Source organism: Polaromonas sp. P1_E3, assembly GCF_056405935.1.
On sequence record NZ_JBFUBD010000026.1, the window covers coordinates 19,187 to 28,007 of the forward strand.

At 63.1% G+C, this 8,821-nt stretch carries 10 protein-coding genes; 6 read left to right on the forward strand and 4 right to left on the reverse strand.

Annotation, left to right across the window (positions count from 1 at the left end; translation table 11 throughout):
• The first annotated feature begins 147 nt into the window (after positions 1-147).
• The 3 genes from AC1D0Z_RS06545 (at position 148) to AC1D0Z_RS06555 (ending at position 3,250) form a co-directional block, all read left to right on the forward strand.
• Positions 148-579: a hypothetical protein gene (locus AC1D0Z_RS06545; RefSeq protein WP_477657432.1), complete on the forward strand. Its 432-nt coding sequence runs from the start codon at positions 148-150 to the stop codon at positions 577-579.
• Positions 580-603: 24 nt separating this feature from the next.
• Positions 604-1,827 (forward strand): phospholipase A, encoded by a 1,224-nt coding sequence (locus tag AC1D0Z_RS06550; protein WP_477657433.1) that lies wholly within the window; start codon positions 604-606, stop codon positions 1,825-1,827.
• Positions 1,828-1,909: 82 nt separating this feature from the next.
• Positions 1,910-3,250 carry a cation:proton antiporter gene (locus AC1D0Z_RS06555; RefSeq protein ID WP_477657434.1) on the forward strand — a complete coding sequence of 447 codons (1,341 nt, stop codon included), beginning with the start codon at positions 1,910-1,912 and terminating at the stop codon, positions 3,248-3,250.
• Positions 3,251-3,368: 118 nt separating this feature from the next.
• Here AC1D0Z_RS06555 and AC1D0Z_RS06560 read toward each other — a convergent pair whose 3' ends face one another.
• From AC1D0Z_RS06560 to AC1D0Z_RS06575, 4 genes are all read right to left on the reverse strand, one after another.
• Complete coding sequence (locus AC1D0Z_RS06560) at positions 3,369-4,217, reverse strand: hypothetical protein (protein ID WP_477657435.1); 849 nt, start codon at positions 4,215-4,217, stop codon at positions 3,369-3,371.
• 166 nt (positions 4,218-4,383) lie between these two features.
• Positions 4,384-4,953: an N-acetyltransferase family protein gene (locus tag AC1D0Z_RS06565; protein WP_477657436.1), complete on the reverse strand. Its 570-nt coding sequence runs from the start codon at positions 4,951-4,953 to the stop codon at positions 4,384-4,386.
• A gap of 7 nt (positions 4,954-4,960) precedes the next feature.
• Positions 4,961-5,533 (reverse strand): helix-turn-helix domain-containing protein, encoded by a 573-nt coding sequence (locus AC1D0Z_RS06570; protein ID WP_477657437.1) that lies wholly within the window; start codon positions 5,531-5,533, stop codon positions 4,961-4,963.
• A gap of 140 nt (positions 5,534-5,673) precedes the next feature.
• Positions 5,674-5,958, reverse strand: a complete 285-nt coding sequence (locus AC1D0Z_RS06575; protein ID WP_477657438.1) for a DUF4148 domain-containing protein — start codon at positions 5,956-5,958, stop codon at positions 5,674-5,676.
• A gap of 207 nt (positions 5,959-6,165) precedes the next feature.
• Here AC1D0Z_RS06575 and AC1D0Z_RS06580 point away from each other — a divergent pair, with 207 nt between their 5' ends.
• The 3 genes from AC1D0Z_RS06580 to AC1D0Z_RS06590 all read left to right on the forward strand — a co-directional run bounded on the left by AC1D0Z_RS06580 (position 6,166) and on the right by AC1D0Z_RS06590 (position 8,611).
• On the forward strand, positions 6,166-7,092 hold the full coding sequence (locus AC1D0Z_RS06580; protein ID WP_477657439.1) for a LysR family transcriptional regulator: 927 nt from the start codon (positions 6,166-6,168) through the stop codon (positions 7,090-7,092).
• Positions 7,093-7,490: 398 nt separating this feature from the next.
• Entirely contained in the window at positions 7,491-7,850 is a 360-nt protein-coding gene (locus AC1D0Z_RS06585) for a DUF4148 domain-containing protein (RefSeq protein ID WP_477657440.1), read from the forward strand.
• 149 nt (positions 7,851-7,999) lie between these two features.
• Positions 8,000-8,611, forward strand: coding sequence for a TetR/AcrR family transcriptional regulator (locus AC1D0Z_RS06590; RefSeq protein ID WP_477657442.1), 612 nt, complete (start codon positions 8,000-8,002; stop codon positions 8,609-8,611).
• Positions 8,612-8,821: the final 210 nt, after the last annotated feature.

Below are 8,821 nucleotides of genomic sequence, written 5' to 3' on the forward strand. Positions count from 1 at the left end.
ATCCCCTTCGCTGCAGCCGCCCCCCGCTATCCGGTTTTTTGCTGCTCAGCGACAGCACCGCAACCCGGCGATTACTCGTTCATGACCTTGCCATTTTTTCGATCCGCTCTTTTTTTGATAGCTGCCTGCGCGACCGCCCCCAGTGCCATGGCGCAGCCCACAGCCGGGGCCACGTGCCCGCACGCCACCGAGATGAAAGCTGCACAGCTCCATGGCCTGTGGGCCGTACGCTTTGACAATCCCCCCGCCGGCCTGCCGGCCCGCGCCACCATGCTGCTGGAACGCCACGCCGAATTTGCCGAGAGCCTGGCCGGCATTGTGAGCCGCGACCTGGGTGCCGCCGCGGGATCCAAACCGATTGCCGGGCACGCTGCCAAGGCAGCACTGGCCGGCGACCTGGAGGGCGGCATGCTGCTGCTCGACGAGTCGTCCGACAATGTCAGCATTACCGGCACCTGGAACGGCGAGATGGTCGAGGGCTCCTGCGGCAAGTCCTTCAAAGGCACATGGAAAGACACCAGCAGCAGCGCCCCCGACAATGCACCGGACGTGCCTTTTACGCTGACACGGCTGCCTTGAACGGCGGCATTTTCAAGACGAACCATGCCACTGAAACCGTTCACTCCCGCTGCCGTTCCGCGCCAAATAGTGCTCCCTGGCTTCCTGGGTCTGCTGTGTTTGTGGGCTCTGGCCACCACCTCGACGGCACACGCACAAGTGGCACCCGCAAGCCGCCCTTCCAGCACCGGCTGGCAAACCTGCCAGGCCATGAAGGGCGACCCCGCGGCGCAGCTCAGCTGCTTTCAGCAATGGGCTGATGCGCAAACGCCTCCCAACACGCCCGCACCCAGCCTGACCACGGCGCCGGCCAATACCCAGACGGGCCAGCCTGCCACTCCGGTATTGCTGTTGCCTTCGATGAACACTGAAGCGCCCGACGGCAAACCGATCGGCTGCAAGAATACGAAGTATTCCGAGCTCTCCCGCTTCTGGGAACTGCAGCGCGGCACCGACTGCGATACGTTCTCGCTGCGCGGCTACCGGCCGATCACGCTGGCTGTCTCCACCGCCGACAGCGTGAACACGCAACCGTCGTCACCCTCCGCCGGCCATACCGCGCTGACCTCTGTGCCTTACATGCGCACTGAAAACAAGATCCAGCTGTCGGTGCGTACCAAGGTGGCCAAAGGTTTGCTGAAAAACGGCGACAACGACGATGACGACCATGACTCGATCTGGTTCGGCTACACGCAGCAAAGCTACTGGCAGCTCTTCAACGGCAGCATCTCGCGGCCGTTTCGGACCACCGACCACGAGCCCGAGGTGATCTACATCTACCCGCACCAGATTCCGCTGGCCGGCGGCTGGAATTACCGGCTCTCGGGCCTGGGCCTGGTGCACCAGTCCAACGGCCAGTCACTGCCTCTGTCACGCAGCTGGAATCGCGTTTACCTGATGGGCGCCGCCGAGAAAACGCTGGGCCAGGATTCGGGCCTGATCCTGCAGGGCCGCATCTGGGACCGCCTGAGAGAGTCCTCGGGCAATGATGACAACCCCGGCATTGAAAACTATGTGGGCCGCGCGGAAGTCACGGGCAGCTGGCAGATCAACAAGGCCAACACGGTAGGCGTCACGCTGCGCCATTCGCTGCGCAAGGAAGCCCGCGGTTCAGCCAGGTTTGACTGGATGATGGCACCGGCCTCGTCGCCCAACTACACCGGCCTGCGCTACCACGTGCAGCTTTTCAGCGGCTACGGTGACAGCCTGGTGGACTACAACCGCAAGCGCAACGTCCTGAGCATCGGCCTCAGCCTGGTGGACTGGTAGCCGCAGCGGCGCCACCCACAGCCTGCACAAGACGGCGTGCCGGCTGATACACACGGGCGCGCACCGGCCGTAAGCTCGGGCCATGAACGAGCCCACCACTTTCACGCTGGCCTGCATCGTTGCCGGTGCGTTGCTGATAGCCATGACCCTGGGCGGATCCTTCATTGCGCGGCTGCCGCTGAGTGCCGCCATGCTCTACCTCGGCGTTGGTGTGGCCGTCAGCCCGGTGGGGCTGGGGCTGCTCAAACTCGACGCCCTCAAGAATGCAGTGCTGCTGGAGCGCCTCACGGAGGTGGCGGTGCTGATCTCGCTGTTCACCGCCGGCATGAAGCTCGAGTTCCGCTTGCGGGATGGCCGCTGGCGCATCCCGGTGCAACTCGCCACCGTGTCGATGGTGGTCACTGTGGGCGCCATCACCGCCCTGGGCGTTTACCTGCTGGATCTGCCCGTCGGGGCCGCGGTACTGCTGGGCGCCATTCTCGCGCCGACCGACCCGGTGCTGGCCTCGGATGTCCAGGTGGCCAACCCTGGCGACCGCGACCGCCTGCGTTTCGGCCTCACCGGCGAGGGCGGGCTCAACGACGGTACGGCATTTCCGTTTGTGATGCTCGGGCTGGGCCTGCTGGGACTGCATGAACTCGGCGAAGGCGGCTGGCGCTGGTGGGCCGTCGATGTGCTGTGGGCCGTGGCCGGGGGCCTGGCCCTGGGCTGGCTGCTTGGCACGCTGGTAGGCCGTGCCATCCTCTACCTGCGCATGCGCCACCGCGAAGCGCTCGGCTCGGATGAATTCATCGCGCTCGGGCTCATCGGGTTGACGTACGGCCTGGCGCTGCTCTTTCACACCTACGGCTTCCTGGCGGTATTTGCGGCGGGCCTGGCACTGCGGCGCATCGACGAGCCCCATACCGGGCCCAGGCCCCTGCCCCTGGCGCCGGCCGCGCCCGGCGAAACGCTGAGCCCCGACGACCAGGAAGCCTCGGGCGCAGAGGCGCCCGCCCACATGATGCGTGCCGTTGAACGCTTTAACAGCCAGCTGGAAAGCTTCGTGGAAGTCGCCATCGTGCTGGCCGTGGGTGTGCTGGTCGCCACCACCCGATTTCGCACGGAGGTGCTGTGGTTTATTCCCGCGCTGTTCCTGGTGATCCGGCCGGCGGCGGTTTTTATCGGGCTGCTGGGGACCCCGGTGAAGGGATCGCAGCGCCGCCTGATGGCCTGGTTCGGCATTCGCGGCATCGGCTCGCTGTATTACCTGCTTTATGCCATCAACCACCACCTCCAGCCCGCGCTTGCACAGCGGCTGCTGTCCATCACGCTCGCCGTGGTGGTGGCATCGGTCATCGCCCACGGCATTTCGGTCACGCCGCTGATGAAGCGCTACGAGGCGCACAAATCCCGTCAATCCCGCTTGGGGCGCCAGCCCTGAGAAAGCCCTTCGGCCGGCATTCCGCACGGCCTCACACAACCCAATCAGGACGAGCGCAACCAGCTATTGTTTTTATAGCAAATCGGCCACTGCAATTCAAATGCCGAACAGCGGCGCTTCACAGCTTCTTCCACAGCTCACCGTCCCTGGAACGGTAAGTGCCGCCCGTGGCGCAGCAACCCCCTGCCCCGAAGGCGATGCGCCCGAGGGTGACGGTGATGACGCCGTTGTCAGCCTGCAGCGACTGCCGCTCGCAATACGTGAAGAATGGATAGAGATCGGGTTCGAGCACCATCTGCCAGCCGTTCTCTCCGGATTCCTTGGGTTCCCTGGACTCCCCGGACTCCGTTGGGGCCTTGGGTATCGCGCGGTAAACCTTGCAGTCATGCACCGCGAGGTGCACCGGCTTGCCGCCCAGCAAGCCCTTGAATACGCGCTCCGGCGGAATCTCTGCCATGGGGTCGGACTCGGCAGCGGGTGGAGCAGGGACACTGCCACCGCCTGCCAGCCCCAATCCAGCCCCAAGCACAACAGCCAGCAGGAGCTGGCCCCACAGCATGGTCCGCTCAGGCAGTGTCACCGGCGAAAACGCCTGCCATGCCAGCGCAGCAGCCGCCGCAGCCGAGAGCACCGTAGCAATCCAGACCAGCAGCTCCGCAGCTTCAGCAACGGGACTGATCGCCCAGCCAACGCCCAGCACGGCCGCATTGACCAGCAACAGCACGAGACTGGCCCACGGCCGCACCCGGGAGAACAAGCCTGCAACCAGCAAGAGCACCGTGCACAGCAGCACTGCGGGCAGGATCACCGCGCCTGAAAACAGCAGCTCGAACATGCCCAGCAGCCAGCCCCCACTGCCGGCCATCTTGCCAACGGTGTACAGGTAAAGCGCCAGACCCAGGCCCGGCAGGGCCAACAGCTGCGCGGCGACAAAGGCAAGGGCGTAAGGTGTGTTGGAGGTCTTCAAGGTGTCCGGATTCTAGAGTGCGGCCGAGATCACATTGATGCGGTCCGGCCGAACCACGATGCGCGTGACCGCCTGGCCGCGCCCGGTCACGTAAGTGCCGCCACTGCCGGTCACCATCATGGCGACGGTGCTGCTTCACTTCGGCGGCTACGGGCTGCCTGCCGCATCATGGGCGCGGGTTGAGTGGGTTGAGTGGGTTGAGCGCCTTGTACATGATGGTGGTCGGGTCAAGGCGCCCCGCATCCAGCGTGTCGCGGCAATACCCGGGGATGATGCCCGCGGTCTGGTAGCCCAGCGACGCATAGAGCGGCTCGGCCTGGTCGCCGGTGCGTGTGTCGAGCGTGAGCAGGCTGCGGCCGCGCTGGCTTGCAAGCCGTTCAAGTTCGGCCATCAGGGCCCTGGCGATGCCGCGGCGGCGAAAGCCGGGATGCACCATCACTTTTCGCACTTCCGCGCGATGCGGCTGGTTGGCCGGCGTGTTGCAATCCAGTTGGCCCGCGCCGGCGATGCGGCCGTGCTGCCGGGCCACCACCAGCAACAGCCCGCCCTCACGCACGGCCGGCAACACCTTGCTTTGCCAGAAAGCCAGGCAGTCGCTTGCGGAACACGGCAGCACAAAGCCGATGCTCGCGCCGGCATGCACGCAGTCGTGCAGCAGCGCGCCGAGTTCATCAAGGTGTTCTTCGATATCACCGGCTGAGAAAATCGAAAAGGTGTTTGGGGTTTCACTGGCCATGGAAGCCTCAGACGACAAAAAGAACATACCGGGCCCGGCTTGTCTGGGGCGTGGCGAATACGCTGGGACCAAAGAGCTGGTAGCGCAGGCAATCTCCGGGCTGCAGGGCGTGGGTTTGCCCGTCGACGGTGATGTCCAGCCGGCCTTCGACCAGGATCAGGTGGTGCTCCAGCCCCGGCCGGGGGGAGTTTTCATAGCGGATGTGGGTACCCGGCTCAAGTTCGCATTCAAGGGCTTCGCCTGCCAGGGTCTGGGCGGGTGGCGACACCGAACGGCGGCGGAACCCGGTTTCCGGATCGGTCCAGACGGCCTGTGCGTGCCGGGGGATCAGAGGCGCAAATTCTTCTTCCACCATGCGGATGAGGCGCGACATGGTCAGGCCATAAGCCGGGCATAGCTTGCCCAGCATGCTCGCGGTTGGACTTACCTCGGCGTTTTCGAGACGTGACAAGGTGGCGCGGCTCACCGCGCTGCGTCGCGCCAGCTCATCCAGGGACCAGCCGCGCTCGGTGCGCAAATCCTTCAGGCGTTGGGCAATGCGCTGATCAAAGCGGGTTTCTGTGGCACCAAAATTTTCCATATATGGGAATTTATCCCATTAAAGAGAATTCAGCAACATTCCTTCCATCGGGTATCCCCAATGCAATCGCCCCGGCAACCTCWGAGGTTGCCGGGGCGATTGCGCCAGGAACCGGCCAGAGCCGGTCCGTTGCAGTGCGCTTACTGCTGGCTGGTTTTCACGATTTCAGCAGTAGCCTGTGGTGCGGTACCGGCTTTCTCGGCACGAGGCGTGCCCAGGTTTTGCTGCGCGGTAGCGCCGTTGTAGCTTGAAGCTGAACCGGCGTTTTGGGCCTGCAGCAGGTCGCTTTTGACTTCAGCACGGGTTTTGGTCGCAGGCGCCTGCATCTGGTCAAACAGGTAGGAGTTGAAGGTCTGGGCAGAAGCAGCCACGGAAGTCAGGGCGGCAACAGCAACAACGGTAGCGGCGATAAAGTTCGATTTCATGATGAATATCCTCTCAAAGTTAAAGTGACGTTCCGGGCATGGCGGGCTCATCTTCCCGTCTGTCCAGCCTCGGTGAGTCGCCTTGTAGTGGGCTTCGGCTCATCGATGTATGAACTTTATTCCATTCAAATCAATCAAAAAATAGCAAATTCAACAATACATTACTGTTAAATCAGCAACAATGGTGGCTTAAATTAGGGGTAAACCATGGACCGGCTTCAATCAATGCGCGTTTTTCAGCAGGTGGTGGATGACGGCAGTTTTGCAGCGGCGGCGCGCAAATTCGACATGTCGTCGGCTGTGGTGACCCGGCTGGTCGGTGACCTGGAGGATCACCTGGGCGTGCGTCTGCTGCAGCGCACCACACGGCGCCTGGCCCTCACCGATGCGGGCGAAACCTACCTGGCCCGCGTGCGCCATATCCTGAACGACATTGACGAAGCCCACGCCGCGGCCCAGGCGCATGCCCAGGAAATGTCCGGCGTCATCCGCATCCTGACGCCCCCGGTGTTCGCCACGCATGTGCTCGCGCCGCTGGTGGCCGAGTTCGGGCGGCGCTACCCGAAGGTCGTCCTCGACATCCATACCGACTCGCCGCTGGTGCCGCCCATTGAAGACTACGACCTGACCCTGCTCGGCGCTGCCGACACCTTCGACGCCAACATCATTGCGCGGCCCATCGCCTCTTCGGACGGCATCCTGTGCGCCGCGCCCAGCTACCTGGAGGAGCACGGCATCCCCACGCAACCGGAAGATCTGGCGCAGCACCGCTGCTTGCGCATCAAGCTCCAGGCGAACCGGCACCTCAGCCTGCGCCTCATTAACCCGGAAGAGAACAAGCGCGAACTGGAAATAAAGGTCGAGCCCGCCCTGCTGGTCAACAACACCTCCACGCTGATCAGGGCATGCCTGGACGGCGCGGGCATCAGCATCCAGCCCATCGACCTCGTGGCGAAATCCCTCCAGAACGGCGAGCTGCAGCGGGTGTTGTCGCCGTGGATCACGGGAAGGAACACGCTGTACGCAGCACTGCCCAGCCGCAAATTCATTCCTGCGCGCACCAGCGTGTTTCTGGAGTTCATGACCGAATACACGCGCGCCGTGCTCAAGAGGATGGAAGCGCGGCAGGACTAAAGCCTGCGTCGGGCACGACGGCACCAACCCGGCGGCCGGTGTAGAAAAGCGGCCGAGCAGCCCCACATGGCAATCCACACAACAATGTCAGGCCCGCCCGGTGCTGCCGTAGCGCATGGCATTTCACCTTCGTGAAACAAGGCTCACAAAATCGCGAAGAAACGTGAGCGAACTTTCTGCGCACCCAAAAGTTCCAAGACTACACGCCGTTATTGTTCCGGTTTCGGCAATTGAATGTTCTGCCAATACGCACTTGTGTATCTGCGCCGCGGAACAAGGTTTGATGCATCGGTGAGCCACCTGTTCAAACACAACGCAGTGAACTCAGCGATGAAGGCCTCACGGGCACAGCGTCCGTCCCGCCTGTTTTCTCTCAATTGCTCTTAAAGGAAATCATCATGAAATCGATCAAACTTGTTTCCGCCTCTGTTTTTGCACTTGCAGCGCTGGCCTCTGCCAGCAGCTTTGCCCAGGACAGCAACTACCCCGGTAACGAAGTGAGCGCCACCAGTACCTTGAGCCGCGCCGATGTCCGCGCGGAGGTGCTGCAGTCACCGCACGCGGCCTACCGGGCCAACAGCGACAGCAGCTACCCCGGAACCGATGCCGCGCCGGTTGCAGGCACCAAAACCCGCGCCGAAGTCCGCGCCGAACTGGAACAGGCGCAGCGTGAAGGCTACAAGCTGAGCGTCGACAACTCCTACCCCACCGACTTCAACGTACCTGCCGCACACGGCAGGGCAAATACTGCGGGTTAAGCAGTGCCGCACACGCCAGCCTGGCGTGTGCATCTCTCCTTAAACCGCACAGGCAACGCCCTCCTTTCCTGTGTCCTTCCCGTTTTGCGTAAAGGACGTCCAAAGTCAGCGCTCAAAAATGCCTTGAACGCGTCTTCGCGAAATCATGTATTATGCATGTCATGCGAAACGCCAAGATTAACGCCAGAACGGCCGCCAAGGAGGCCTCCCACGAACGCATCGTGTCCGTCGCTGCGCGGGCGATACGCCGCAGCGGCTATAGCGGCACCGGCGTGGCCGACATCATGAAGGAAGCTGGCCTGACCCATGGTGCTTTTTATGCCCACTTTGCGTCGCGCGAGGCCATGCTGGCAGAAGCGGCCACCCGGGCCTGCGCCGACGCCGCTGCCATGGCGACAGGCGTAGTGGCCGGCGTGCCTTCAGAACAGGCACTGGAATCCATGGTGCGCGGCTACCTCTCACCTGAGCACCTTGAGCAGGTCGAAATGGGATGTCCCCTGGTGGCGCTGGGATCGGAAACGGCGCGCCAGACGCCTGAAATACGCCGCGCGACCACCCGGCACATCAAGGAAACGATTGATTTTGTGGCCCGCCAGTCACCTGACTGGGGGCAGCCCGGTGCTCACGAACGGGCGATGGTGACCTTGGCCACCATGGTCGGCACCCTGCTGCTGGCCCGCGCGGTTGACGAGCCCGCACTGGCGGGCAGCCTGTGCGAGGCCGCCATCAAGCACCTTACCCCCGCTCCCCCCTCCGTCTGAATTCCGGGACACAGCACCTCCTCACTTTTTCATTCGCCTTTACATATGACGATCATCATTCCAAATAAGCGCAATGCCTGCCAACGTGGCCTTCTGTCCGGTCATGCACCTCAAACCGACCATCCCCCGCCTCTCCCGTCTTCACATCCTGAAAGAAAACACCATGACGACTGAAAACAAAATTTCGCTCCTGACGGGCGCCTCCTCTGG